Consider the following 25,903-nt stretch of genomic DNA (forward strand, 5'->3'; position numbering starts at 1 on the left):
GTAAGGGTCTACGAGAGCCTGGGACGGATTCATTGAAACAGAACGGTTTCAATTAGTGGTGTGCGTTGCTCGGCTGGGTCTTCTGGGGGTTGCTCTGCTGCCTCTCGGACACTGCCCCAGTGCCCGGGCACAAGCAGATAAAGGGGGCGTCCGCGCGGAGGCGGGTTCGGAAGAGCCCGCCCCGCCGGGCGATCTTGCGCAGGAAGAGGTCCTTATCGTCGGCCAGCGTTATGGCGAAGCCAAGGTGGCTGCGGAGACCGAATTCAGCGAAGAAGAGATCGCCAGCCATGGCGCCGACAGCATCCAGGACCTGTTATCGCGTCTCAAGCCGTTCATGAGCGATAGCGGGGAGGAGCCGGTCCTTCTCATCAATGGCCAGCCTGCAGGCTTCGACCGATCGATCCTCGCCTATCCAGCGGAGGCGCTGGACCGCCTTGCCGTGCTCAAGCCGGAAGCGGCCGCGCGCTATGGCGAATCTTCGGGGCGGCGGGTCGTCAATCTGGTTCTCAAGAAGCATTTTTCGAGTCTGAACGCCGATGCCGGCACCAACGCGGCTACTGCGGGCGGGCAATATGGCGGCAGCCTGGCCCTCGGGCGCGCGTCGATCAACGGACCGGTGCGCTGGAACGCACAAGCGCGCATCAGTTATGACAGCGCCCTGCGCAGGAGCGACAGGAACATGCCACGGCGCCCAGGCGTCTTTGACGGCGTCGGATATGTTTCCGCCCCGGACGGCGGTGAGGTCGATCCGGCGCTCAGCCTAATTGCAGGAAGGCCGGTCACTACTGCGGCGATTCCGGGCGATATGCTCTCGCGGGTGCCGGCGCTCGCGGACTTCGCCGCCACCGCCGGCGATAACGATACCCTCGATCCGAACGCGTTCGAAACCCTGATGCCGTCGCGGCGCAACATGGTAGCAGGTATCGGGTTGACGCGTCCCCTGGGCAGCTTTTCGGCTTCTCTCGGTATCAACGCCGGCCGCAGTTCCAGCCGCGCGACCCGTGGCCTGCCGATGGCGTCCATCCTGCTTCCCGCCAGTAGCCCCTGGTCCCCTTTTGCCGGCGACGTGCTCTTGATCCGGCCCCTTGCCGGCATGCGCGCGCTCCGCAACGACAATGACAGCGAATCGCTGGGCATGTCGCTGTCGCTGGGCGGAGCGATTGGAGATTGGCAGACCGACTTTTCCATCAACTATGTGCGGAGCTGGTCGCGCAGCCTTCTCGAAAGCGGGATCGATACTGGCCGCGCTCAACAACTGGTCAATGACGCAGACCCGTCCTTCAACCCTTATGTGCCGTGGAGCGACCAGCTGCTGACGGCTCGTCGCAACCGAGCGCAGGGAGAGGGAATCGTCACCCGGCTAAATGTCAGGAAAACGGTCGTAAAACTGCCAGCCGGTTCGGTCTCCGCCAGCTTTTCGGTGAATGCAGCCCGCAACAGATCCGATAACTGGCAGACGGACAATCTTGGTGGCCCGGCCATACGCAGCCGCGGCGCGCTCGATCGCCTGGATGGAGCGTTCACCTTGAGCTTGCCGATCTCACGTGACGGTGACGGGGAAATCCTGTCGCTCGGCAACATCGGACTCGATCTGACTGCCAGCGCACAGACGATGACCAACAGCCGGCTGCAGAAGCGATATGACGGCAATCTGACCTGGATGCCCAGCCCGAACGTCCAGCTTCGGGGGGCGATCGGCCATGCCGAATCCGCACCGTCGTTCAACCAGTTGGACGACCCGATCGTCACGACGATCAACCGGATCTTCGACTATTCGCGGGGAGAGATGGCCGATGTGGTCTGGATCACCGGTGGAAATCCGGCGCTCAGGCAGGGAAGCCAGCGGAGTCTCGCGCTGGAGGCGACGGTCCGGCCGTTTGGAAAACAAACGCTTTCTTTGAATATCGGCTATCGTCAGGATGTCGCCGAGGGCGGCGTTGCAGCACTTCCCGAACTGACGCCAGCCATCGAGGCGGCGTTTCCTGAACGCGTGACGCGGGATGCCGACGGCCGGCTGGCGGCGGTCGATGCGCGGCCGATTAACATTGCCCACTCGACCGAGTCAGAGCTGTCTTCGGGCATCGCTTTGCGCTTTCCGGACAGGCCGACCGCGACTTCCACGATGTTCAGTTTCGCGCTCAGGCACCGGTGGCGGCTGAAGAGCGAATTGCTCACCCACCCAGGTATTCCCGCGATCGATCAACTGTCCGAGAGCGGTCAGTCCCGCCACAGCCTGTCGGTGCAGGCGACGACCGGCAAGCGGGGATGGGGGGGCACCTTGGGCGCAAATTGGAGCAGCGCGTCACGCGTCGCCAACGGCGACCGGACCCTAAACACCAAGCCGCCGGTGATGTTCAACCTGTCGATGTTCGTGGAGCCCGAGCGACTGACCCGCTCGGTCAAAAAGGGTGGGGTGCTGGACAATCTCAAGATCTCGCTTGAGGTCCAGAACCTCCTCAACGGGTATCGCCGGGTGAGATTGGAAGACGGCAGCACCCCGCCTGGCTTCAGCCGCGACGAGGTCAACCCGCTGGGCCGGGTCGTTCGGCTGACGGTCCGGAAGCGATTCTAGCATCCGCCGCGGGTGTCCGGATCAGCGCACGCGCGTCCAGATCTTGGTCCGGCAGAAGAAGGCGACGCACCCTTTGAGCTCCAGTTTCCCGTCGGGAAGCAGCTTCAGATAGCCCTTGCGTGCGCCACTGCCCGTCTCGGGGTCATAGACGGGGCCGCCCTGCCATTCCGCCGGTCCGCCGGTGAAGCCCTGCAGCACGACCAGCCCCCTGAGCTTGCGCGTGCGCAGAGCCGTGTCGGAATTGCGCAGATCGGTGAGGTCCGGGTTGGCGCGTAGCCGGGCCGCGTCGACGACCCTGCCGCACAGCGCCTCGCCACAGCGATAGATCTGGACCCGGCCGCCTTCGGTGCCGGTGGCCCAGATACCGGTCAGGTCCCGCGCGGCGGCGGGTGATGCGAGGGCCGTGAGACCGGCGACGATCGTAAGGACGCGGATCATGCTGCGGGACAGCGGAAGCGGTGTGAACATCGGACCTCGGTCAAGCAATTTACACCAATGTAAATATCCCGGGTTGGCCAGCGGTGCAATGCTCGATTGCAGGGTCGGGCGGTAGCCCGCCGACCCTGAATCGCGGCACGCGACCCACGGCGCGTCCGCGTCGACGCTGTTCGAGCGCGATGGTGTCGAGCCAGTTTTGCACATCGACGCGGGTCACGCCCTTGTTCCGCACAATCTGCGCAAAGTCTCCATAGGAGCCGGTGAATGCCGACTTGCGGCGGCAGTCGTCGACGATCGCCTTGTAGACTGTCTCCAGATTGAAAGTGACCGCGCCGAGATTGTCGCAAACGAACTGGTGGAGCTTTCCCTTTATGTGCGTCGCGGCGTCGGCCACCTGAACTAGCAGACAATCCACGTCCGCTTCCGACACTTGCTCACTTAAATCTGCCATTCCGCATACGGCCCAATTTCGGTCATTGAGCCAAAGTAGAAAGAACGACTGCTTCTGGGCCGGTAGCTGACTGCCAGCTTTTCGGCACTAAGGCGCCGCTAGCCGCCATTCTCAATGGCGTGTTCTCGTGAAACTCATCCAATCTGGGTTTAAGCGCCAGCGTCCTGCTGCAGTGAAGATGCAAGTCCGTACAAGGGCGCTTTCGCCCGCTGTAGGACCGATGCTGAATCGAGCCGCCGGCTCAGCGTCAGCCCTATCTGAAACAACAGCAAACCCGTGAGCTATGCCGGGACGCAACGGATCTCCGCTACGTCCGCATAACCCTGGAACCCGCGCGGCACTGCCTCGCTCGCTGCCTTAATAGGATGTCCATGCGCCGCGGTGGAGAGGCGGGTGACGCAGGGGCGTGCGAGGCAGATGCGCGATGCATTCATCACTTCAAGACTTGTATAGTCGCCCCTCAATCAACTTATTCAAGTTGAACAATGTATACATTGATAGAGCAAGAGACGCGGCGCAAAAAGCTGAGTATAACTTGCTATCCTGATCCAGTATAATGCGCACCATGTAGACGGTGTACCAGATGACTACGAAGTATTTCAAAGTAGCATATAATAATTGAATCAACATTTTACGCCTTCCTCACCCAGATCCTTCACGGCGTCACCCGCATCGCAAGGAGCCTTCCTCAGGAGCCATCTTCCTTGCGGCCGCGCCGTCCGCCACGACGCCAGAAGCCTCAGCAGAGCGCCTCCTCGCAGCATTACGAGGAAGCGCATCTCAAGTAATATTATAAAATACCGCCTTCGAACATTCTGTTCGAGTGATCACTAACAGTTCTGGCGGTTTTTAACGTCCACAGCGCGACACCTTAACTGCCCAGGATTCTCCGCCTCTCCATCCCTTCTTTCGGGCGTGACAAATTCACGCACATCGCGAACGGTTATCTCTGGCAGTAGCTTCTTTGCGACAACGCCGTTCCCCACGACGCCAGCACCATTAACAACGGCCCTCCTCGCAGCCATTTTGGCTGCTTCCGCCCGCCGCTCTACGACTTGCACCCGCCTTGCCGCATAGCGCAGGGTCGACGCGCCCGCGCCGCGCGCTCGAACTCTCTCTTGAAGCCGTTGTGCTGGCCGTGCCGCAGCCCTTGCAGCGCTAGCTGCGCGGCCCGCCCTCCAGGCCTGACCCACCTTGGCACCCAATCCAAGCCCGCTCGCGCCCATCGCCGCCGAGACGCCCACACTGACTAGGTCAATCTCATCCCAATCTTTGCCCTGCAACCTTTGTATGCCCACATCAAGTGCGGCACCAATTAAGGCTCCTGCGATACCAGCTTCGCCTGTCGGGTCCGTCATATTCATCGGATCGTTTCCGACATAGGCATAGAGGTTGAGCTGGTCATCATAGCCGATGGGGTCGGTCTGCAGGAACCGCCCGAGCGTCGGCGAATAGACCCGCGCCTTGTAGTGATACATGCCAAGTTCGGGGATCCACGCCTGGCCGGTATATTGGAATCGCCCCGTATTGGGCGTCCACCCCGGGATCAGGCCGTTGGGGATGCCATATTCGTCATAGCCATTCACCGCGATGCGGTTGCCGCTCACATCGGCGATCGCGATGATCGAACCCTGATGGTCAGCCATCAGATGGCGCGGCGAAGCGACGCTGGATCCGATATACTCGACCAGGGGATCGTCCGCACCCGCCGCAGGACCGTGGACATAGCGTTTGGTCATCGCGCCGGTGCCGTCATATTCGGCAACCAGCGCATCGCCATCGTACACAAACTGCGTCGTCGCACCCGCTGAGGTCGAGACCTGCGCAAGCCGGCCGAGCGGATCGTAGCTCAACGTGACCAGCGCGGTTCCCGTGCTGGCGCTGATCAGCCGGTTCTCGATGTCGTAGGTGTAGATGGTCGTGCCATCGGAGGTCAGGTTGCCGTTCGCATCGTAAGTGAACGCGGTGCTGCCTGCAGCGGTATACTGGTTCAGCCCGTTGCGCGTATAGCTGCGGTCGATGCCCGTGTAGCCGTTGAACCGATAGTCATCATTGTTACGCGTTCGGGAGATGATCTGCCGCGCCGGATTATAGCTGAACGTCGTCGAGACATTGGCGGCGCTGTTCTGGAAGGCGTGGTCGTGGGCCACCAGCTCCGACATGCCGTTATAGCCAAAATTGGTCGACGATCCCCAGGTGCCCGCGCCCCAGCGCAGAAACGTCGTGACCCGGCCGTCGGAGTTGTACGTGGCGTGGTTGAGGTTGGTTCCGCCCGACATATTGTGGAAGTAGAAGCGATCGAGCCCGTCCCACGCCGCGCTTGCATATTGGCCATCGGGGTAGGTGATGCGCGTGCGGTTGCCATTGGCATCATGGATGAAGCTGAGGTTGCGGATCACTTCGGTCGCGCCGAGGTTCATCACCGCAGTCGTCGCGCTCGGCCGGCCGAACCCGTCATAGCCATTGGTGATCCCCTGACCCGATAGCGAATCGAACCGCGCCATCGTCTGAAGTCCGCGCAGGTCATAGGCATAATGGACCGGCCGCGCGCCTCCGTCCGGATAGGTCTTGCTCGCGACCCGGTTCAGCGCGTCGTGGCTGTAGAGGATCGTCCGCCCGTCGCGCTTGCGCAGGCTCGTCCGATTGCTTCTGGTATCATAGCCATATTCTTCATAGTCCGAAGCGTTGACCTGACCTGCCACTGTCTTCGATGGAAAGGTCCATTTCACCAGCCGGTCGAAGGCGTCATAGGCATATTCGGCGCGATTGCCATTGGCGTCGATCACCGCCTTCTGCTTGCCGTTGGGCGTATATTCGTAGCGCGCATAATCGATCTGGACGCTGGTCCCGACCGCTTTCTGCACCTTCTCCACCTGCCCTGTGGCATCATAGAAGTTGCGCGTGATCCGATCCGGCCCTGCCGTGCCTTCCGCGCCCAGCGTGCACGCGCTGGCGGGAAGTGCGCCGAACACCGCCGGGTTCATTCGCACCGCGGTGCACTCCAGGTGGCCTGCGGCATCATAGCTATATTGGGTCACCCAGCGAACCGTGCCGGCGCTGCCCTTCGCCGTTTGCTCCAGAAGCTTCCGGCCCAAACCGTCGTAGCTGGTTTCGGTTCGAGTGGAGACCGTGAATCCAGGCCAGACGTCTGGCGCCACCGTCTCCGGCTGCCAGGCATCGAGCTGCCCCTGTTCGGTTTTGATCAGACGACCGGCGGGGTCGTAGGTGTTACGCACTGCCGCATAAGTGTTTCCACCGGCGCCGTCCGGATCGGGAGCGATCGTCCCGGAAACACGCCGCGCGGCGTCGTAGCGCGTGGCATAGGTGTGATCGGCGGGAGCGGATTGAGCGCTGGCATGGTTGGCCCATGCGGCGGATGTCAATAATATGCCAAGTGACAATTGTTTCCGTTTGAACACTGGTCCTACCTTCTGAAGAATCATGATCCGGCTCTCAAATAAATTCATGGACAAACGGAGAGCCCGGCTCTTGGCTTGGTCTCGCTTATCCGATTGCCGATTGCGTCATATGCATAGCAAGTGCGCAATGTCTGGCCATCCGCAGTTATGCTGACCCCGTGAACCTGTAGATCGGTGCCATAGGTGTATTCGGTTGAGACCTCATCCGCAGCACCGCCGGCGCAGGCGTTTCCAATCGTGCTCGTGGTCTTGCAGAGCTTTTCGCTGGCCAGGAGCCATATGGGCTCGGAAAGCTGAACCTGGTTTCCGCTGGCATCCTTAATCCGAGCATATGCCTGAAGGTACGAATAGCGCTTGGAAGATCTAATCCCGCCCACTGCAGGCATGGTTTCGGAAGTTATTTGCCCGCGATCATAGGTATATTCGTACTCGTTGCCCGCCTCATCTTTAATGCTCGAAGGTCCGTCATGGGGCGATAAGTATGTTCTTGTGTTGCTTATGATGGAACCATTTTTCCCCGTTGAGGTGATTCCAGCCAGCTTCCAATAGCGATACCCCCAGGTCGTCAAATTGCCTTCTGGCAGTCGGTATCTTGAGGGTGGGGAATTCACCGCGTCCCAGCTGTTGTAGGAGCAGCCAAAGGAATTGCTAGGAATTGGCGAGTCAAAGCTTAGATACGTTCGAGACATGTTGGGATCATCTAAATAAACGAGTCTTCCGTCGCATACCTGTCCATTATAGCTCCCGCCACTTCCTGATGAATTTATAAAAAATAGGCCAATATCAGAAACAATATTCTGAACATAGCTATATGTATAGTTTCTGGACATATCTCCACGGCTAATAGATGCCACCCTTCCTACCTGAGGGCCTGCACCGCTACCATAGACGATGCTTATCGGTGCCCGGCCATCCGAGAAGGAAATACTTGTTGTAACCGGCGCGGGCCGTGATACGGTTACACTTCCTAGGCCAGTCGTTGAAATCGTTCTGGTATTGCCGTCGCTGCTGGATACCTGAGTTATACTAGGCCAGGATCCCGCAAGAGTGCAGTCGGCGTCAGACTCCGGGCAGTATTCCACCGACCTGTTGAAAAGCTGAATCGATCCGGCCTGGTGATTAATGCCCCACCCGCGATTGCTTAACACTCGAACGGGGGAAAGTGCATTTGGTTTATAGAAATAGCGAACTATCTCACCATCTCGATGTTCAATTTTTGATATTACACTGACGCCGTATAATGATACATTGTGCAAAAAGTATTTTGTTCCATCAATATCAGTATATATCAATCCTCCGGCACCATTTGTCAGGCTGCCTGTAAATGGCGAAACTGGAATATATGGACCGGATCTCTCCGTACGAAATATGTGAGCCGTTTGACCTATCTCTAACGTATGCTCCATAATTCCGCCATCAGGGTTAATTTCACTTGTTGTTCTAAATATCCCCTCATAGATTAATCTAGGAACTTCGGTAATGTTTTGATACTTTACACTCACTTCTCGGCCAGCGGAATTTATCGAAATACTGTCGGAATCCATATTGAACCGGCCACTGTTCAGATCAACGCCTAGTGGATCAACAGTATTGAACTTTGGAACTGGCGTGGTTCTTGGATCAGTCTGAGCACTTACTGGAAAAGAAGATAGAATACATGCAGCAAAAAAACTGATTTTACGCGAATTGGTTGTACAACAATAAACATTGCGCATGAGATATTTTCCCTATGTGGCACAATTTGCTCATGCCAAAACTTTGGTGTTTTGAAATTCTTGCAATGCAAAGGTATTTTGATTGACCAGGTGTCAAATCTTCAAAATTACCATATTATGTTTGCATTGTAGCGCCTGATTATACGCTGTGCTTGGATCTATACTTCCCGATCCACATTCAGCCTTTAGCCGGTGGCTAGGGTGTTGAGGCGGACGTCGGCGCGGACGTCGGCGCCGCGGAGCGAAGATATGCTGATGTTGTGCACGTAGCGCTCCCACTCTGGGTGGTAACATATCGCTCGCGATTGCTCGCCGCATCGTAACATATCGCTGTGCTGGTACCATTGTCCGGACCGCCCGAAACCGACGACGTCCGCAGCCGGCCGAGCGCATCGTAGGAATAGGTGATCGTTTCAGCGTTACCCGGAGCGACCCCGGCGATTCCTGCTATGACCCAACCCGCAATAAGCAAAAACCGGCGATGCCGATACATACAAAAGCTCCCAATACTTCAAAGCCATGGGGATTTAGGCACGCAACCCGATAAAAAACAATCGTTAATAGTCATTCACTTCGAATTTATTGTTGCCGTATTTGGTTGCGCTACCAAAATTGAATACACTATTGGCAAGGTGCCGCCATCAGCGCATCATGGGTATCGAATCAGGGCAGGGTGAGCCTGTTCAGAACGGTATTTTGCGCGCCTTGCTCGAATCCTGGCTTGCCAACCTTCTTGCCGCCCGCACGGCCAGTATCTCCGTCCCCAACGCTCCCGTGGAATTTCGTCACGACGGCGATCTTCGCCCTGGTCCTCACAGCAATGCTCTGGGCGCTGACCCGTCTCGCAATGCGGTTCCGGTTTCCGGCCATCTGGCACTGGTTCGCGAGCCTGGCCATGCCCCGCCCCATCGCGGACGCCGTCGCAGCGAACCAGCGGCGCGAGAACGAAAAGCCCGGGGGCCCGGGACAGGCGACGACGCGCGTGCCCACGAACGCCGTATCGCGCGATCGAACCGCACCCGCGGCCTCATCGCTCGGCCAGACATTCCGCCGCCGCACCATCAACCGCGCGTCGGCAAGCGCCGGCCGGAGAGATCAACAATGAAGCCGGATCATCCCAAGACTCGCGAAGCCTATTTTCGCGAAGCCTCAAGCTGGGCTCAGCGCAGGCCAGTTCGTTGAATGGCTCTTTGCGAGCATATTCCGAACCGCCTGGCGCTGCATAGTCACGACGGTAAGGTAGGGGTTTGCGGGAAGCATATGTCCAGATCACCGGCCCGCCACGGCGTAAGCCGCGTCATCGCGACAGCGAACAGATCGGATGCGACTAGCCCGTCGAGCCAGCGGCGAACATGCGGTAGAGGCTGAACGTCGAACCAGTCGCGGTCAATCGACGCAAATTGCCGAACAAAAGGTAAGATCGCCGCATCCGCCAGACTCATGGCATCGCCGCAAAGATGGCGGTTGGTTGCCAGACGTTCCTCGAGCAAACGAAGTATATCGAGGCAAGCCATGCGGTGCATATCCGGATCGCTACCGTGGCGATCAGGATATTTGGTTCGGTCGAGGTGATGTTTGAACGGGCCGTCATTGACCTCGATCAGGTGAGCGCCGTCGTGGCCTAGCCAACCTGTCGGATCGTAGCGTGTGAGCGCCCAGCACATAATGTCGAGGCTCTGGTCGATAACGGTGCCATCGGGCAGAACCAGCACGGGCACGGTTGCCTTCGGTGACGCGAGAAGCAGCGCCACAGGCTTTGCAGAGAGTTTGACCTCGCGGATGACACACACCGTGTGGCTTGCAAGCAGTGCCAAGCGCGCGCGGATTGCGTAGGGACAGCGCCGAAACGAGTAGAGGATAGGTAAGCCGTCCATCGTGTTGGACGATAAAACACCGCAATCTTGCAAGCCATACTTGCGTTCGCGTTGTCGCGAGTGAGCGTGGGCTCACGGCGCTGAGTGCTCGTCCCCCAAATTCTCGCCTTGAGGAACGAGCGCTTTCGGGATCGCCGGCGGACCGTTCGAACGACCGCTATGAGGGCGCATAGCCGCCGTGCTCTCGAACGTCATTGTAAATGATTAGCGCGTCACCGTGAGTGGCGAGTTCGCTGAGGATTTACGATGACGATGACGATGAAGTTCACGGGCACGCTAGCCCACCTCCGCGCGATGTTGGCGGAAAATGAAATCGAGGGCCACTGGCAGGAGGAGCCCAACGGCGTCCACCTCATGCGGTCTGCGGACGGCGGCAACATACATTGGGCAGGTGGTAGCAAGACCCTTTGGTTCGACGGGCCTGCGCGGGCCAAAGCGCGACTGCAGCGAAGTGTCGAGTTTGCGATACTGACCGCTGATGACGAATGAGCAGTGGGGCGGCAGATCGGGCCACCCCACGCGAACATGTTAGGAAATTGTACAAATCTACTAAGTTTGTGGGCTACTTGATAACCGGCTCGCGAAACCGCGTATGGCCCAGGCGCTGCATCAAATCAGCCCAAAAGGCGGCGATTTCATCGTAGCTGCTGTTGTCTAGTGGGCCGGCTTCGAGCTTCAGTTTTTCCCGGGCGCGGCGCAATGCGGAGTTGAGGATCGGAATGCCATCCCCGCCTGCGAAGGTCAGCGAACGTAGTGGGATCATGGACTGAATCTGCAGCACTCGTAGGTAGCGGATGTATCGATCGCCCTTCTCAGATTCGTGCAAGTTGGTGCGAATGCCGATGTAAAGTGTTTTGCAGCGGTCGATGGCTTTCAAGCCGTAGCGGGTTACCCGCAATAGATCTCCGTCTGTGTGAACCACGGGCTTAAAATCCAGTGGGGGGACTCCACAGTTTTGGCGGCCAAACTTTTCGTTGAGTCTCTTCGTACCTTTAGCTGCGTTGGCAAGAGTATCCACGCCGAAGACCAGTGCGTGCACATGCGCGCTAACAAGCTTGCCGCCGCCTGGTGCTTTCACATTCGCGAAGGCCTGCAATTCGATATGACCAATATAGTGTTTGCTAATCTGAGACAGGATGTAGCGCGCCCGGCGTCGCAGCTGTTGCAGCTTGAGGATCGTCATTTCATCGGAAGTTGCCCATTCGTCGAGGATTATGGTGACGTGGGCAAACTCATAGTCGGGTCGGGCACGCCGTAATCGACGGGCTCGCTTGTATGCCGTTATCGCTACTGTCCAGCGCGACCGCGCATTTGAGGCGGTGAGGGCGGGGTAGGGAGCCTGCTTCCCGATAAGGCGCTTAAGCGCCTTTTTGTCGGACCGTTTCGTTGCGCGCCGACCGAGCGCTTTGCGTGTCTTTTTGGCAAACTCGCCGTAACGCTCGAAGAATTCTCGTTTGATTTCCTGCTTCGTCTGGGGAGCGGAACTCGAAAAGTTGTTCATGATAGATATCCTGCAAATGGGGCCGGCGGAGGGCCGTGGAGCACGCAGGAGTTGTCTGCGGGCGTGCTCAGACACTCTTCCGCATACTGCGATGGGCTGCGTCGTGATGGCCCGACAGAGCTGCTTCTTCTTGATTGACGAATGACCGATTGTGCTCGGAGTTGAAGCCGATCAGCTTTTGTGACGCCGCGGTTGCCACGGGCATCGTGAGCATTCGGAGAAGCTCGCGAAGAATTGCATGCGGGTGCGTTGCGCGCGTGTGAACGCACGCGCGTTGAGCGGGCATCTCATTTCGATTTCCCATTGTTTGAGTCAAAAGGCCGCAAGAATTGCGGTGATGGCTCATTTACAATGCTCGATGTCGGGCTGTGGCGTGCTGCCGGCCTGGCGTCGGCCGAACCGTGGGATTTTCATCAGCGTTGGTCGGGCTGCCGCGCGCTCAATCACGCTTGACGCACCGCGCGGCCAAGCTCTTTAGCTGCACGCTCTGATGCGATCAGCCGCAAGGAGGGGCGGCTTTCGATTCGATCGCGTTCGCGGTGCTTGCTGGGTGATTGCTGACTGGGCTCTATATGGCCTGACAGGCCGCGGCCTGTCATTTAAGTGTTTGATTTCTCTGGTCGGGGCGACAGGATTCGAACCTGCGACCCCCACACCCCCAGTGTGATGCGCTACCAGGCTGCGCTACGCCCCGACCGAGGCACGGCCCTCTAGGCGCACCGGACAGGCGATGCAAGACCCAATGCCGCCGGTGCGGCGTGCCGTTGCCGCAGGGCCACAATCCCGGCAATGGTTGCACCTGCGCAATGCGCATGGTAGCGCGCGCCGCTTGAACACGGGGCCTTCAGCCCCCACCATTCTGGCCAGCCAAACAGGCCCGGGGAACTATGATCATCTCACCAGCATATGCACAGGCCGCGGGAAGCGCGGCAGGCCAGAGCAGCGCCGCCGGATCGTTTCTGTCGATCGCGCCGCTGATCCTGATCTTCGTCGCTTTCTACTTCCTGATGATTCGCCCGCAGCAAAAGCGGATGAAGACGCTTCAGGCGTCGATCGGCGACATGAAGAAGGGCGACACCGTCGTCACCGGCGGTGGTCTGGTCGGCAAGGTGGTGTCGGTTGACGACGCCTATGCCAATGTCGAGATCGCGACCGGCGTGAAGGTCAAGGTCGTCAAGGCGACCATCGTCGAAGTCCAGCCGCTCGGCAGCGGCAAGCCGGCGAACGACTGAACATGCTGGATTTCCCGAAGTGGAAGGTGTGGGCGGTCTGGCTGTCGATCGCCGTCTGCTTCCTGCTCGCCATCCCGAGCTTCGTGCCCGAGAATGTCCGCGAACGCTGGCCCTCGTGGGTGCCGCAGCCGTCGATCAACCTCGGCCTCGACCTTGCGGGCGGCAGCTCGATCCTGCTTGAGGCGGATACCGCGGATCTCGCTAAGACGCGGCTTTCGACCAAGCGCGACGAGATCGAGACCGAGTTCCGCCGCCAGGACCCGCGGATCGACATCGGCGACATCTCGATGCGCGATGGCACGATCAGCTTTATGGTGCGTGACGTCGCTCAGGTCGATGCGGCGCGTGAGCGTTTGCTCCAGCTGACCGGCAGCGGCGCGGGCATGACGGGCCAGCGCGAATGGACGATCGAGGTGCGCGACGGAACGCGCTTCATCGTGACGCAGACGCAGGCCGGTCTCGACCAGGCGGTCAAGCAGGCGATGGCCGACGCGCGTGAAGTGGTCGATCGCCGTATCAACTCGCTCGGCACGCTCGAGCCGACGATCGTGCTCGAAGGCCGCAGCCGCATCCTCGTAGAGGTGCCGGGGCTCAAGGATCCTGAGGCACTCAAGCAGCTGCTCGGCAAGACTGCGCGGCTTGAGTTCAAGCTCGTCGATATCGCCGCCAATCCCGCGCAGATTGCCGCCGGAACCGCGCCGATCGGTGGCGAGCTTCTGCCATATCCCGCTGCGCCTCCGGGCCTTCCCTATGTCGCGTATCCGACGCGCGAGGGGCAGCAGCCGATGATCGCGCTCAAGCGGCAGACGATCGTCAGCGGCGACCAGCTGATCGATGCGAAGCAGGAGTTCGACCAGAACCAGCAGGTCGTGGTCGGCTTCACTTTCGACAGCCAGGGTGGTTTCCGCTTTGGTCAGACTACGCGTGAAAATACCGGCAAGCCGTTCGCGATCATCGTCGACGGTTCGGTCATCTCCGCACCCAACATCAACGAGCCGATCCTCGGCGGTCGCGGGCAGATTTCGGGCGGCTTCACCGTCGAAGGCGCCAACGAACTCGCCATTGCGCTGCGGTCGGGCAAATTGCCCGTGGCGCTCAAGGTGGTCGAGGAGCGCACGGTTTCGGCCGAGCTCGGTCAGGAATCGATCCAGAAGGGCATCCTCGCCGGCATCGTGGGCACGGTGGCGCTGATCCTCTTCATGTTGTTCACCTATCTGCGCTTCGGGGTCTACACCTCGCTCGCGCTGCTGGTGAACGCGGTGATGGTGTTCGGCGTCATGGCCTTTTTCGGGGCCACGCTGACCTTGCCCGGTATCGCCGGCTTCGTGCTGACGATCGGTGCAGCGGTGGACGCCAACGTGCTGATCAACGAACGCATCCGCGAGGAGCAGCGAATCCGAAACCGCGCCGCGGTCTCCGCGGTCGAGTTCGGGTATAAGGAAGCCAGCCGCGCGATCTTCGACGCGAACATCACCAACGTCATCTCGGCGGCGATCATGTTCACGTTCGGCTCCGGACCGATCCGCGGTTTCGCGGTCGTGCTCGCCATCGGTATCGTCACTTCGGTCTTCACCGGCGTTACCTTCACCCGTCTGCTCGTCGCGGACTGGCTGAAGCGCAACCGCCCGAAGACGATCAACATTTAAAGGCGGCCGGTCATGCGTCCCCTCAAACTCGTTCCCGACAACACCAACATCGCGTTCCTGAAGTACAGGAACGTGGCGATGGCGCTGTCGTTGTTGCTGATCATCGGCTCGGTCGCGCTCTGCTTCGTCAAGGGCTTCAACCTCGGCATCGACTTCGTCGGCGGCCAGCAGACGCGCGTCACCTTCACCCAGCATGTCGATATCCCGCAGCTGGCCGAGCGGATCCAGGGTCTTGGCGTGGGCGAGGCGACCGTTCAGCAGGTTGCCGACACGACCGAATATTCGATTCGTACCCCGCTGCCCGAGGGCGGTGAGGATGCCGCGAATCGCGCTGCCAGCTCGATCCGTGCCGCGCTGGTCAAGGACTATCCGGGCGCGCAGGTTGCCGGTGCGCAGAGCGTGTCGGGCAAGGTGTCGGAAGAGCTGTTCCGCAACGGCGCGATCAGTCTCACGCTCGCGATGCTTGCGATCGCGCTCTACATCTGGGTCCGCTTCGAATGGCAGTTCGGTGTCGGCGCGTTGTTCGCGCTGTTCCACGACGTTGCGCTGACGCTCGGCTTCTTCGCGCTGACTCAGCTTGAGTTCGACCTCAACATCGTCGCGGCGGTGCTGACGATCATCGGCTATTCGTTGAACGATACGATCGTCGTCTATGACCGTATTCGCGAGAATATGCGCAAGTACCGCAAGATGGAGATGGAGGAGCTGCTCAACCTCTCCATCAATGAAACGCTGTCGCGCACCGTCGTCACCTCGCTCTCGATCGGCATCGTGCTGACGATCCTGCTGGTGATGGGGCCGGACGTGATCTTCGGCTTCACTGCAGCGATGCTGCTCGGCATCGTGATCGGCACCTTCTCGTCGGTCTATGTCTCGGCAGCGATTCTGTTGTGGCTCAAGCTGCGTCCCGACAGCTTCCTGCCCAAGGAAGCCGCCGCCGGGAAGGCCGCCGAGGGCGCCGAGCGGGTCAGCTTCAAGGACATGCCCTGATGCGGATGGACCGGTCCCGTGTCGAGGGACCGGTGGTGTCGGGTTTTTCGGGTAGCGGCTTCCGGGTCGACGATAATGTCTATCTGGGGCTGCTGCTTACGCCGAGCCGGGCCGATGGCTGGACACCGCCGCCGCTGGAAGAATTGACTGCGGACGCCCTCGCACCGCTGCTCGCGATGGATCCGCTGCCTGAATTCCTGTTGCTCGGCACCGGTAGCCGCCTGCGCCGCCCGCCTCGCGCGCTGGAGGCAGCACTGCCCTTTGGCATCGAGATCATGGACAGCCGCGCCGCGGCGCGCGCCTGGGGCGTGCTGCGCACTGAACTGCGCTGGGTCGCAGCCGCGCTCTACCCGCTCGACTGAGTCCGCGCCGCCACCAGCCCCGACAGGTGATCGAACAGCCCGGCGGTATTCGCTTCCCAGGTGAACCCGGCCGCGGTGGCACGTACCGCATCGCGCGCCGGCGGGGCGGCGAGCAGCTCGCCGATGGCTGCGGTAAAGGCCGGGGCGGTGCGCGCGGCGATCCGGCCGGCGTCGGGGGATGTCACGACCTCGCCCGCGCCGCCAGCATCGGGAATGACGATCGGTGTGCCGCTCGCGAGTGCCTCGACCCAGGCATTGGCCAGGCCTTCCGACGACGAGGCGAGCGCCATCGCATCCGCCGCCGCAAGCAGGGGCGGGAGTTCGCCATGCGCGACGCTTCCCAATAGCTTCACGCGATCGCCCAGCCCCAGTCGGGCAATCTGGGCCGCCAGCCGCGGGCGCTCAGGCCCTTCGCCCGCGATCCGCAGCTGAGCACCGGGAAGCGCTGCTACGGCGTCGATGACGATGTCGTGGCCTTTACGCGGGATCAGGGCGCCGACCGAGACGATCAGCGGCCCGTCGATGCCAAGCGCCGCCTTCGCTGCAACCTGATCGCGCGGCGCGAAGCGGGTGAGGTCGACGCCGGTGTGGTGGACGCGGATGCGTTTCGCCGGGATGCCGAGCGCGGCGATGTCGGCCTTCATCGCTTGCGAGACCGCGAGGATGCCGTCGGCGGCTTGCCCTGCGGCGACCACTTGTTTCCCGGTTGCTGGCGCGCGACCCCAATGGTGGATATCCGCCCCGCGCGCCTTGATCGATACCGGCACACCAAAGCGTCGTCCCAGAGCGACCGCGGCAGGACCATCGGGGAAGAAGAAGCTCGCGTCGATCACATCGAAGGGGAAGTCGCGCCGGAGTCGTCCCAGCAGCGGCACCAGCGCGCGTGTGAGCATCTGTGCATGGAAGCGTCCGCCCGTGCCGGGGAGGTTGAGGAAGCGCGGGCGCCATGTGTCGACGCCCTTCCAGTCTTCATGCTGGGGCAGCGCAGCGAGCGGGGCATAATGGCCGCGCCGGCTGAGCGGCCAGGGCGGCAGGCCGAGCGGCGCAATAAGCTTGAGCTCGGCATCCGGGTGCGCGGCGAGGCCGAGCGTCTGCCGTTCGACAAACACCCCGAAATTGGGGCGCGAGGAATCGGGGAAGAGCGAGGAAAGGGTGAGCACGCGGAGCATTGCCGGCAATCTACAGGCTTGCGGGTTAACATGCCATTCGTGACCGCGGCGGCAGGAGCAGTTGTTGAATCCAGCCAACTGATATAACTATTCTGTTGTATCAATCGGAGTGTGCAAAATTATCTGTAGATGCCCTTGAATGAAAGGGCAGGTCTGGGGGGTTCTATGCTAACGCATTTACTGTCAGATGATTCTGATCCACCTTCACCGCCGACGGATCCGTGGCCAGAGATTCCTCCGGTTTGGCCGGAAATCCCGCCCGTTCCCAATACGCCTTCGATCCCGCCTGATCCGGGTCCCACGCCGCCTGATGACCCTGTGCCGGCCTGACGGGCCGGTCGAACGCGCTGGAGACTGGGATGTCACACTCAAGCTATTGCTCGTGCCCGCAGTTGCGGGCTGATTGCGGAATGCCCGACGACCACAGTTCCTATTGCCGGATCACCTGGTCGTGCGCGACGTGCCTCGAAAGCGGCACGCACGAATGCGGCCCGGCCTATACCGAAGCGGACGCGGACACAGCGGAAGATCGCTGAGCAGCGCCTGCGCTGTCATGCGGGCGAACCGGGGTCGCAGATCGACCTGACAAGGCGGCGGGAGAGCCTTCCGCGCCGCCCGTCAGTCCTGGATCAGCGGCAGCGCACCTTGCCGGCCGGATCGGCAGTACTGCCGATTGCCGCGCCGCCTGCAGCGCCGAGGATTACGCCCAGCGTCTTGGAGCCGCCCGGGGCAAGGATGCTGCCCAGCACGCCACCGGCGAGCCCGCCGACAATCAGTCCGGCCGAACCGTCGCTGCGGCGGCAATAATAGCGACCATCGCGACCGCGATAGACGCGCTCGTCGCGACCCAGATCGCGTTCCTCGTACCGCCCGTCGCGATAGTAGCGGGGGGCGTCCCAATCATCATAACCGCCGGCATAACCGGGTCGGTCATCGCCATAGTCGGTGCACGCGCCAGTCGCGGCCATTGCCGCGGCGCCAACTGCGATCATCCATCTCTTCATCGGGCATCTCCCTTTGCGATGCCCCGCTCGTTCCCCTAACGAAACGGGGCGCCGAAGTTTCCCTCGGCGCCCCATCTGATTGTTGCGGTTGCCTTAGCGGCAGCGCTTCTTGCTGCCGGCGCGTTCGATCTCGCGGCCTGCAACCGCGCCCGCGGCTGCGCCCAGCACCGTGCCGAGCGTGCGGTCACCACGCGAGTCGATCGTGCGGCCGACCAGCGCACCGGCGACGCCACCTACCACCAGGCCCGTGGTGCCATTGGGCTTGCGGCAATAGCGGCGACCGTCACGACCGCGCCATTCGCGGTACGAACTGTCACGCTTCTGTACACCGGCTTCGGCCTTGGTTGCCGGCAGAGTCAGTGCGGCGGGAATGACCAGCGACGCGGCGCCGAGCGCCATCATCAGGTTACGCATTGTAAATCTCCATCTCTTCCTGAACCCTGTCCCCCCAACGCCCCGTTTATCGGGCAGGTTTCATGAACGTAACATTTCGTGCCATTCACCGGAGATGCAGGCAGCAAAATCGATCGTTGAAACCCTTCAACTCGTCCCGCACCCGGAGGGCGGTTGGTACCGCGAAACGTGGCGTGCAAAGGGTAGGGCGGGGGAGCGGTCGCCCGGAACCGGGATCCTCTATCTGCTCGAGGCCGGGTGTCGGTCGCATTGGCACCGCGTCGATGCCGACGAGATGTGGCTATGGCATGCGGGCGCCCCGCTCGACCTTCTGATCGCGGATGCGCGCGACGCGAACCCGGCCAGAATCGCGCTTGGCGGAGACGTGACCCGCGGCTACACGCCCCAGGCATTGGTCCCCGCGACTCGCTGGCAAGCAGCGGAAGCGGGCGACGGCTGGGCGCTGGTCAGCTGCGTCGTCGTCCCCGGCTTCGACTTTGCCGGATTCGAGATGGCCCCACCCGATTGGGTGCCGCCAACGCTCTGAAGTCCCCGATCGCTCCCCGTTATCCACGTTATCAACAGGTCGTATCGCGTCGATTGCGGGTTTGCGCGACTCGGAATCGATGACAGCATCATTCTTGTAAGCAGACGGTGACGCGGCGAGAAATCAAAGTGAAATCAGAAACTTACAACGGATCGGCACGCGCAGGTACCTTCGGGAACCCTAGCTGACGATGCGGGGACACCACCCCGGGAAACGGCCCGTCCCGCTCGCGAGAGCGGGTGGGATGGAAACGAAACGGATCCGGTGTCCAAAACGTCTCTCACCTGCTTCGGCATGTGAAAGGCGGGTCCGCCAGGGCGGGAAATGCTCCCCCGGAGCATGGACAAGCCAGGTGACCAAACGCGAAGCTGGCGCCTTCGGGCAAAGGTGGAGCGGGTTGTCAGGGCAGGCAGGTGTTTCGGCACAGGTCAGGCTGGATGACCAAACGCGCGGGAAGTGACGCCTTCGGGCAGAATGAACCGGGCGAGGCCATCGAGACACGATGATCCTTCGGGGCTATCAACTCTGGATGACCGAAACCGCGAAGCCGATGCCGCAAGGCAAAGGTGGAGCAAAGGACATCGAGGTGGGAAGCTGATCCTTCGGGATCGCCCCCGCCCCGGTGACCGGCCTGAAGGCGGCTTGCCGCCTGCGGGCACCCTCCGAACGGCTTGCCGTCCGGGGATGGCCAACGGGAGGCGTCCGCCGAGCGTTGACCAGGACGCGAAGCCCGCTTCCCTTGCCGGCGCGGGCCGAGCATGCCGCCGACATGAAGGCGCGCGCTGCCCCCTGTGGTGAGCGCGAGGTCGAAAGTCCGGCGACACGGGGGCTGGCGGAAACGCCGGCCCCCTTTTCCGTTGGGCTAAGGAAAGCGCACTTGCCGCAATGGATGTCGCCGCGACATCGGTGGATTGCTGCCGCCGATCCTGCTGCTAGCATCCTCGATATGGCATCGAACCCAATAATCTATGGCATGAAGCTCGCGTGGCGAGCGATCATCGGTGTCGCAATGTTCAACGGGCGTTCGCGCCGCACCGAGTTCTTTTCCTATTGGTTGCTATCGTCGCTGATCCTGCTCCTTGCCGGGCCGGTCGGATCCAATCTGCCTTTGCAAGAGCAACGCGTACCGATCGTGGCGGCCGGGTTGCTGGTTAACATTCCGGTTTTCGCCCTCTTCGCTCGAAGGCTGCACGATCAGGATCGCAGCGCATGGTGGATGCTGATCCTGCCCCCTCTGATGATGATGAACGTCTATGACGAGCTGCGTTTCATCCTGCTTGATCCGCAGCGCGGGGCGATGACGCTGCCCCAACTGCCCAGTTGGCTCGGGTTCGCGGCGCTTCCCCTGGTCGTCGCGTCTTTCGTTTTCGCGCTGTGGCCAGGGACGCGGGGCCCCAACCGCTTCGGCTCCGATCCACGCGATGAGGATCCGCGTGCCGCGGGCTTGCGAATGGCGGACACGGACCTATCTTCGAACGCATGACGATGTTCGCGCGCCACGGCTTCCCGCTCCTCGGCTGAGCGGGCCGGCGACTGCCGGCCCTTCGCCTGCACGCTACCGCCGGACGACGCGTCCGGCGCGCCCTTCAGCCTGAGGATATCTCGTCATGACTTCCAACACCGATGCGCCGGGCCTGACCCCGGCGCAGATCGACGCATTCATTCAGGACGGCTTCGTCCGAATCGACAACGCCTTTCCGCGCATTCTCGCGGAGGAAGCGGTCGCCATCCTGTCGCGGGATCCCGCAGTCGATCCCGACGATCCGGCCGGCTGGCACGCGCCGGTCATCCGGCTCGGGCAATATGGCCAGCCGGCGTTCCGTGAGGCCGCCAACACGCCGACGCTGCATGCCGCCTACGATCAGCTCATTGGCGTCGGTCGCTGGGCTGCGCCGCGTGCGCTCGGCACCTTCGTGCTGCGTTTCCCGGTGCCGCAACCGCCGGGCGACGATGGCTGGCATATCGATGTGAGCTTCGACACCGATATGCCCAACTTTCTCGACTGGCGTGCGAATGTAACCAGCCGCGGCCGCGCGCTGCTCATGCTGTTCCTGTTCAGCGATGTGGGTGAGGCCGATGCCCCGACCCGCATTCGCGCGGGATCGCATATCGACATCGCGCGCCAGCTCGCACCGGCGGGTGAGGCCGGGCTGACGCTGGGCGAACTCGCAGCGGACGGATTTACGGGTTCGGCGCATCGGCGCGAGGTGCTGGCGACCGGCGCGGCGGGAACGGTCTATCTGTGCCACCCGTTCCTCGTCCACGCCGGGCAGCCGCACCGCGGCACGCGCCCGCGCATCCTTGCCCAGCCGCCGTTGCTCCCGGCGATACCGCTTGACCCGTGGCGAGCCGATGCGGCGCCGGTCGAGACGGCAATCCGCGACGCTTTAAGCTGAGTGGGAAGGCCGGTGGGCGGCTTTAGCAGCCGCCCACCGCCTTTTTGAGCTTGTCGAAGAAGCCGGTGGATGCCGGGCATTCCTCGCCGGTCTCCAGGGTGCGGAACTGCTCGAGCAGTTCGCGTTGCTCGACCGACAGCTTCGTCGGGATCTCGACCTCGAGCTTCACGACCAGATCGCCGCGGCCGCGGCCCTGCAGCACCGGCATGCCGGCGCCGCGTTGCCGCACCTCGCGCCCCGACTGCGTGCCGGGGTTGATCCGTATCTGGTGCACTTCACCATCCGGCCCCGGAATCTCGATCTCCCCGCCCAGCGCCGCGGTGGTGAAGCTGATCGGCGCGCGCGCGTAGAGCGTCGTGCCCTCGCGCTCGAAGATCGAATGCCGTGCGATGTGGAGGAAGATATAGAGGTCGCCCGGAGGCGCGCCGCGTGCGCCTGCCTCGCCCTGACCGGACAGGCGGATGCGCGTTCCCTCGTCCACACCCGGCGGGACATTGACCGCGAGCGTCACGGTATGATCGACCCGACCCTCGCCGCGGCAATTACGGCACGGGTCGGTAATCGTCTTGCCCGCGCCATGGCACGAGGGACAGGTCCGCTCGACCATGAAGAAGCCCTGCTGCGCACGCACCTTGCCATGCCCGCGGCAGGTGCCGCAGGTCTTGGCCATGGTGCCGGGCGAAGCGCCGGTGCCGCCGCACGGGTCGCAGATGCCCGATACATCAACGGTGATGTCGGTCTGCTTGCCGTGGAAGGCGTCTTCCAGGCTGATTTCCATGTCGTAGCGCAGGTCGGCACCGCGTCGCTGTGCCTGCTGGCCGCCACGGCTGCCGCCCATGAATTCGCCGAACACGCTTTCGAAGATGTCGGAAAAGGCGTCGAAGCCCGGTCCCTGACCGCCGCCGCCCATTCCACCCGGTCCGGCATGGCCGAACCGGTCATAGGCAGCGCGCTTCTGCGGGTCCTTCAGGCAGTCATAGGCCTCGTTAACGGCCTTGAACTTCGCCTCGTGATCCTTGCACCCGCCATTCTTGTCCGGGTGAAGCTTGATCGCGAGCTTGCGGAAGGCGGCCTTGATGGTGGCGTCGTCGGCGCTGCGCTCGATCTCGAGCAATTCGTAATAATCAATCTGGGTGGTCATTCACTCGGCCCCCGCTCATCCCCCCGCCATTCCCGAAACTCGAAAATGGCGGGGGCGAGCATAGCTTACGCCTTGTTGTCGTCCACCTCGGAGAATTCGGCATCGACGACATCGTCGCCATCCGTCTTCTCCGCAGTCGCTGCATCTGCCGAAGGCGAAGCTTCGGACTGCTGCTGCTTGTCGTAGATCGCCTGACCCAGCTTCATCGCGACCTGCGCGAGCGCCTGGCTCTTCTCGTTCATCGCATCGGCGTCACCGCCCTCGATCGCGGCCTTGGCCTCGTCGATCGCGGCCTGAATCTCGCCCTTCAACGCGTCGTCGACCTTGTCGCCATTCTCCGCGAGCTGGCGCTCGGTCGTGTGGACGAGGCTCTCGGCGTTGTTCTTCGCTTCGGCGCCAGCACGGCGCTTCTTGTCCTCTTCGGCGAACTGCTCGGCGTCGCGGACCATCTGGTCGATGTCGGCGTCCGAGAGGCCGCCCGAGGCCTGGATGCGGATCTGCTGTTCCTTGCCGGTGCCCTTGTCCTTGGCCGACACGTTGACCAGGCCGTTGGCGTCGATGTCGAAAATGACCTCGATCTGCGGCACGCCGCGCGGGGCGGGCGGAATGCCGACCAGATCGAACTGGCCGAGCATCTTGTTGTCCGCGGCCATCTCGCGCTCGCCCTGGAAGACGCGGATCGTTACCGCCTGCTGATTGTCGTCAGCGGTCGAATAGGTCTGCGACTTCTTGGTCGGGATCGTGGTGTTGCGGTCGATCATGCGGGTGAACACGCCGCCCAGCGTCTCGATGCCGAGGCTCAGCGGGGTCACGTCGAGCAGCAGCACGTCCTTGACGTCGCCCTGCAGCACGCCGGCCTGAATGGCGGCGCCGATCGCGACGACTTCGTCCGGGTTGACGCCGGTGTGCGGCTCCTTGCCGAAGAAGGACTTCACGACTTCGCGCACCTTGGGCATGCGCGTCATGCCGCCGACCAGCACGACCTCATCGATCGCAGCCGCCTTGACGCCAGCATCGGCCATCGCCTTCTTGCACGGCTCGAGCGTGCGCTGGATCAGGTCGTTGACCAGTTTCTCCAGATCAGCGCGAGTGATCGTCTTGACGAGATGCTTCGGCCCGTTGGCGTCGGCGGTGATGAAGGGCAGGTTGACCTCGGTCGTCGCAGCCGACGACAGCTCGATCTTCGCCTTCTCGGCAGCTTCCTTCAGGCGCTGGAGCGCGAGCTTGTCCTTGGTGAGGTCGATGCCCTCAGCCTTCTTGAACTCGTCCGCCAGGAACTGGACGACCTTCGAGTCGAAGTCTTCGCCGCCGAGGAAGGTGTCGCCGTTGGTGGCCTTCACCTCGAACACGCCATCGCCGATCTCGAGGATCGAGATGTCGAAGGTACCGCCGCCAAGGTCATAAACGGCGATCGTCTTGCCGTCGGTCTTCTCAAGCCCATAGGCGAGCGCCGCGGCAGTCGGCTCGTTGATGATGCGCAGCACTTCGAGACCCGCGATCTTACCGGCATCCTTGGTCGCCTGGCGTTGCGCGTCGTTGAAGTAAGCGGGAACGGTGATGACCGCCTGGGTCACGGTCTCGCCGAGGTACGATTCGGCGGTTTCCTTCATCTTCTGGAGAATGAAGGCGCTGATCTGCGACGGCGAATAATCCTCGCCGCCGGCCTTGACCCATGCGTCGCCGTTCGGACCCTTGGAGATGGTATAGGGCACCAGCTCGGTGTCCTTCTTGGTAATCGGATCGTCGTAGCGGCGGCCGATCAGGCGCTTCACCGCAAAGATCGTGTTGTCGCCATTGGTCACCGCCTGGCGTTTCGCCGGCTGGCCGACCAGACGTTCACCATCCTTGGCGAATGCAACGATCGAAGGCGTGGTACGCGCGCCTTCCGCATTCTCGATCACCTTGGGCTTGCCGCCCTCCATCACTGCAACGCAGCTGTTGGTGGTGCCGAGATCGATTCCGATAACCTTTGCCATGAGTCCTCTATTGGCCCCCGTGCCTAATCTAAAAGTTTCAACCACTTACCGGATCCCTGAAAAGGCAATCCAGCTGTTACAAGCCGCGATATAGGTGAGCCGCGCCTTGCCGCAAGGCAGAGCGGGGCATAGGACCGCCTTCAACGTTCCCGAATCGGGAGGAGAGGGCGTGATGCGGGCGGTTTTCGCGACTATTTTGGCGAGCACGGTATTGGCAGGTTGCCAGCAGGCTGACCTTACCGTCGAGGATGCCTCGGTACATCTGCCGGTGGTGAGCGGACGGCCGGGTGTGGCCTATTTTACGGTGAAGGGGGGCGCACAGGCGACCAGTCTGGTCGCGGTTTCAACTCCGGTGGCGATCCGCGCCGAAATGCACGAGATGAAGCATGAAGGCGGGATGATGACGATGGCGCCGCTGAAGGATATCGCCATTCCTGCGGGTGGCACGGTCGAATTCAAGTCCGGTGGCAAGCATGTCATGTTGTTTGACGTCTCACCCTCGGTGCGATCGGGCGAGATGGTTTCCCTGCGCTTGTCCTTTGCCGACGGCAAGACGATCGAGGTCAAGGCCGCAACGGCCAGGGTCGGCAACGCCCAGCACTGATAGACTCAGGGGGGGCAGCCGTCGCCGCGCCCGTACCCACGAAACGCGGTGTGTAGCGCCGCACATCGGCGAGAAAGATTCCGGTCTTCACCGCGGGATCGCTGGCTGCAATCGCCTGCGCTGCGGTCTGATCGGCGGCATGGATCAGCATCAGGCCGCCGTCCGGCCCCATCGCGCCAGCATAGACGATGTCGCCGCGTTCGTGCAGCGCCTTCACATAGTAAAAGTGATCGCGCAGCCCCTGGTCCTTCATCGGCACGCCGGGCTTCCATGCCGGACCGGCGCGATAGACGATCGCGAACAGCGGGCGCGTTGCGGCTGCGGGTTGCTGTTGCGGTTCAGAGGCCGCCGCCGTTGCGGCGAGCGCGCTCGTCAGCAAGCTGGCGGCCAGCACCGCGCGGATCACGATCTGCATGACATCCCTCCTCCGATGGTTTGTTCTGTCGACGTTACCATGCGCGTGGAGCCGTAGC

24 protein-coding genes and 1 tRNA gene are annotated in these 25,903 nt (G+C 61.8%); 12 read left to right on the forward strand and 13 right to left on the reverse strand.

Annotation, left to right across the window (positions count from 1 at the left end; genetic code table 11):
• The first annotated feature begins 244 nt into the window (after nt 1-244).
• Entirely contained in the window at nt 245-2,572 is a 2,328-nt protein-coding gene (locus tag AC07NK_RS07825) for a porin family protein (protein WP_495170021.1), read from the forward strand.
• Between the two features lie 21 nt (nt 2,573-2,593).
• Here the strand turns inward: AC07NK_RS07825 and AC07NK_RS07830 are convergent, their stop codons facing one another.
• The 4 genes from AC07NK_RS07830 to AC07NK_RS07845 all read right to left on the reverse strand — a co-directional run bounded on the left by AC07NK_RS07830 (nt 2,594) and on the right by AC07NK_RS07845 (nt 8,595).
• Nucleotides 2,594-3,010, reverse strand: coding sequence for a DUF2147 domain-containing protein (locus AC07NK_RS07830; protein WP_495170022.1), 417 nt, complete (start codon nt 3,008-3,010; stop codon nt 2,594-2,596).
• A gap of 49 nt (nt 3,011-3,059) precedes the next feature.
• The gene (locus AC07NK_RS07835; protein WP_495170023.1) at nt 3,060-3,404 is read right to left on the reverse strand and encodes a hypothetical protein; all 345 of its coding nucleotides are present in this window, start codon (nt 3,402-3,404) and stop codon (nt 3,060-3,062) included.
• 887 nt (nt 3,405-4,291) lie between these two features.
• On the reverse strand, nt 4,292-6,844 hold the full coding sequence (locus AC07NK_RS07840; RefSeq protein WP_495170024.1) for an RHS repeat-associated core domain-containing protein: 2,553 nt from the start codon (nt 6,842-6,844) through the stop codon (nt 4,292-4,294).
• A gap of 80 nt (nt 6,845-6,924) precedes the next feature.
• Entirely contained in the window at nt 6,925-8,595 is a 1,671-nt protein-coding gene (locus AC07NK_RS07845; RefSeq protein ID WP_495170025.1) for a hypothetical protein, read from the reverse strand.
• A gap of 820 nt (nt 8,596-9,415) precedes the next feature.
• On the opposite strand from AC07NK_RS07845, the gene AC07NK_RS07850 reads away from it, so the two are divergent.
• Nucleotides 9,416-9,700, forward strand: coding sequence for a hypothetical protein (locus AC07NK_RS07850; RefSeq protein WP_495170026.1), 285 nt, complete (start codon nt 9,416-9,418; stop codon nt 9,698-9,700).
• Between the two features lie 121 nt (nt 9,701-9,821).
• Here the strand turns inward: AC07NK_RS07850 and AC07NK_RS07855 are convergent, their stop codons facing one another.
• On the reverse strand, nt 9,822-10,469 hold the full coding sequence (locus AC07NK_RS07855; protein WP_495170027.1) for a glutathione S-transferase: 648 nt from the start codon (nt 10,467-10,469) through the stop codon (nt 9,822-9,824).
• A 246-nt stretch (nt 10,470-10,715) separates the two neighbouring features.
• Between AC07NK_RS07855 and AC07NK_RS07860 the strand changes: the two genes are divergently transcribed.
• Nucleotides 10,716-10,958 (forward strand): hypothetical protein, encoded by a 243-nt coding sequence (locus tag AC07NK_RS07860; RefSeq protein WP_495170028.1) that lies wholly within the window; start codon nt 10,716-10,718, stop codon nt 10,956-10,958.
• A 73-nt stretch (nt 10,959-11,031) separates the two neighbouring features.
• On the opposite strand, the gene AC07NK_RS07865 is transcribed toward AC07NK_RS07860, so the two are convergent.
• The gene (locus AC07NK_RS07865) at nt 11,032-11,970 is read right to left on the reverse strand and encodes a hypothetical protein (protein WP_495170029.1); all 939 of its coding nucleotides are present in this window, start codon (nt 11,968-11,970) and stop codon (nt 11,032-11,034) included.
• A gap of 617 nt (nt 11,971-12,587) precedes the next feature.
• Nucleotides 12,588-12,664 (reverse strand) — tRNA-Pro (locus AC07NK_RS07870).
• A 193-nt stretch (nt 12,665-12,857) separates the two neighbouring features.
• Between AC07NK_RS07870 and yajC the strand changes: the two genes are divergently transcribed.
• The 4 genes from yajC to AC07NK_RS07890 are packed head-to-tail and all read left to right on the forward strand — an operon-like array spanning nt 12,858 to nt 16,200.
• A complete protein-coding gene (gene yajC / locus AC07NK_RS07875) occupies nt 12,858-13,202 on the forward strand; it encodes a preprotein translocase subunit YajC (protein WP_495170030.1) in 345 nt (114 codons plus the stop codon).
• A gap of 2 nt (nt 13,203-13,204) precedes the next feature.
• Nucleotides 13,205-14,848, forward strand: coding sequence for a protein translocase subunit SecD (gene secD, locus AC07NK_RS07880; RefSeq protein WP_495170031.1), 1,644 nt, complete (start codon nt 13,205-13,207; stop codon nt 14,846-14,848).
• 12 nt (nt 14,849-14,860) lie between these two features.
• Nucleotides 14,861-15,838 (forward strand): protein translocase subunit SecF, encoded by a 978-nt coding sequence (gene secF / locus AC07NK_RS07885; RefSeq protein WP_495170032.1) that lies wholly within the window; start codon nt 14,861-14,863, stop codon nt 15,836-15,838.
• Nucleotides 15,838-16,200 carry an MTH938/NDUFAF3 family protein gene (locus AC07NK_RS07890; protein ID WP_495170033.1) on the forward strand — a complete coding sequence of 121 codons (363 nt, stop codon included), beginning with the start codon at nt 15,838-15,840 and terminating at the stop codon, nt 16,198-16,200. The genes secF and AC07NK_RS07890 overlap by 1 nt, the downstream gene beginning before the upstream one ends.
• Here the strand turns inward: AC07NK_RS07890 and AC07NK_RS07895 are convergent.
• On the reverse strand, nt 16,185-17,369 hold the full coding sequence (locus tag AC07NK_RS07895) for a glycosyltransferase (RefSeq protein WP_495170034.1): 1,185 nt from the start codon (nt 17,367-17,369) through the stop codon (nt 16,185-16,187). The genes AC07NK_RS07890 and AC07NK_RS07895 overlap by 16 nt on opposite strands.
• Before the next feature lie 410 nt (nt 17,370-17,779).
• Between AC07NK_RS07895 and AC07NK_RS07900 the strand changes: the two genes are divergently transcribed.
• Nucleotides 17,780-17,905, forward strand: coding sequence for a hypothetical protein (locus AC07NK_RS07900; RefSeq protein WP_495170035.1), 126 nt, complete (start codon nt 17,780-17,782; stop codon nt 17,903-17,905).
• A 93-nt stretch (nt 17,906-17,998) separates the two neighbouring features.
• Here the strand turns inward: AC07NK_RS07900 and AC07NK_RS07905 are convergent, their stop codons facing one another.
• Nucleotides 17,999-18,373 carry a glycine zipper 2TM domain-containing protein gene (locus tag AC07NK_RS07905; protein ID WP_495170036.1) on the reverse strand — a complete coding sequence of 125 codons (375 nt, stop codon included), beginning with the start codon at nt 18,371-18,373 and terminating at the stop codon, nt 17,999-18,001.
• A 93-nt stretch (nt 18,374-18,466) separates the two neighbouring features.
• Nucleotides 18,467-18,787 carry a glycine zipper 2TM domain-containing protein gene (locus AC07NK_RS07910; protein ID WP_495170037.1) on the reverse strand — a complete coding sequence of 107 codons (321 nt, stop codon included), beginning with the start codon at nt 18,785-18,787 and terminating at the stop codon, nt 18,467-18,469.
• 94 nt (nt 18,788-18,881) lie between these two features.
• On the opposite strand from AC07NK_RS07910, the gene AC07NK_RS07915 reads away from it, so the two are divergent.
• The 3 genes from AC07NK_RS07915 (at nt 18,882) to AC07NK_RS07925 (ending at nt 21,709) form a co-directional block, all read left to right on the forward strand.
• Nucleotides 18,882-19,313 carry a cupin domain-containing protein gene (locus AC07NK_RS07915; protein WP_495170038.1) on the forward strand — a complete coding sequence of 144 codons (432 nt, stop codon included), beginning with the start codon at nt 18,882-18,884 and terminating at the stop codon, nt 19,311-19,313.
• 769 nt (nt 19,314-20,082) lie between these two features.
• Entirely contained in the window at nt 20,083-20,796 is a 714-nt protein-coding gene (locus tag AC07NK_RS07920; protein WP_495170039.1) for a DUF805 domain-containing protein, read from the forward strand.
• Between the two features lie 124 nt (nt 20,797-20,920).
• Nucleotides 20,921-21,709 (forward strand): phytanoyl-CoA dioxygenase family protein, encoded by a 789-nt coding sequence (locus tag AC07NK_RS07925; RefSeq protein WP_495170040.1) that lies wholly within the window; start codon nt 20,921-20,923, stop codon nt 21,707-21,709.
• 22 nt (nt 21,710-21,731) lie between these two features.
• On the opposite strand, the gene dnaJ is transcribed toward AC07NK_RS07925, so the two are convergent.
• Nucleotides 21,732-22,850 (reverse strand): molecular chaperone DnaJ, encoded by a 1,119-nt coding sequence (gene dnaJ, locus AC07NK_RS07930; RefSeq protein ID WP_495170041.1) that lies wholly within the window; start codon nt 22,848-22,850, stop codon nt 21,732-21,734.
• Between the two features lie 65 nt (nt 22,851-22,915).
• A complete protein-coding gene (gene dnaK, locus AC07NK_RS07935) occupies nt 22,916-24,826 on the reverse strand; it encodes a molecular chaperone DnaK (RefSeq protein WP_495170042.1) in 1,911 nt (636 codons plus the stop codon).
• A 172-nt stretch (nt 24,827-24,998) separates the two neighbouring features.
• Between dnaK and AC07NK_RS07940 the strand changes: the two genes are divergently transcribed.
• On the forward strand, nt 24,999-25,430 hold the full coding sequence (locus AC07NK_RS07940; RefSeq protein WP_495170043.1) for a copper chaperone PCu(A)C: 432 nt from the start codon (nt 24,999-25,001) through the stop codon (nt 25,428-25,430).
• Here the strand turns inward: AC07NK_RS07940 and AC07NK_RS07945 are convergent.
• Entirely contained in the window at nt 25,390-25,845 is a 456-nt protein-coding gene (locus AC07NK_RS07945; protein WP_495170044.1) for a YciI family protein, read from the reverse strand. The genes AC07NK_RS07940 and AC07NK_RS07945 overlap by 41 nt on opposite strands.
• Between the last annotated feature and the right edge of the window lie 58 nt (nt 25,846-25,903).

Source organism: Sphingomonas sp. GW821-FHT09B04 (assembly GCF_059418285.1).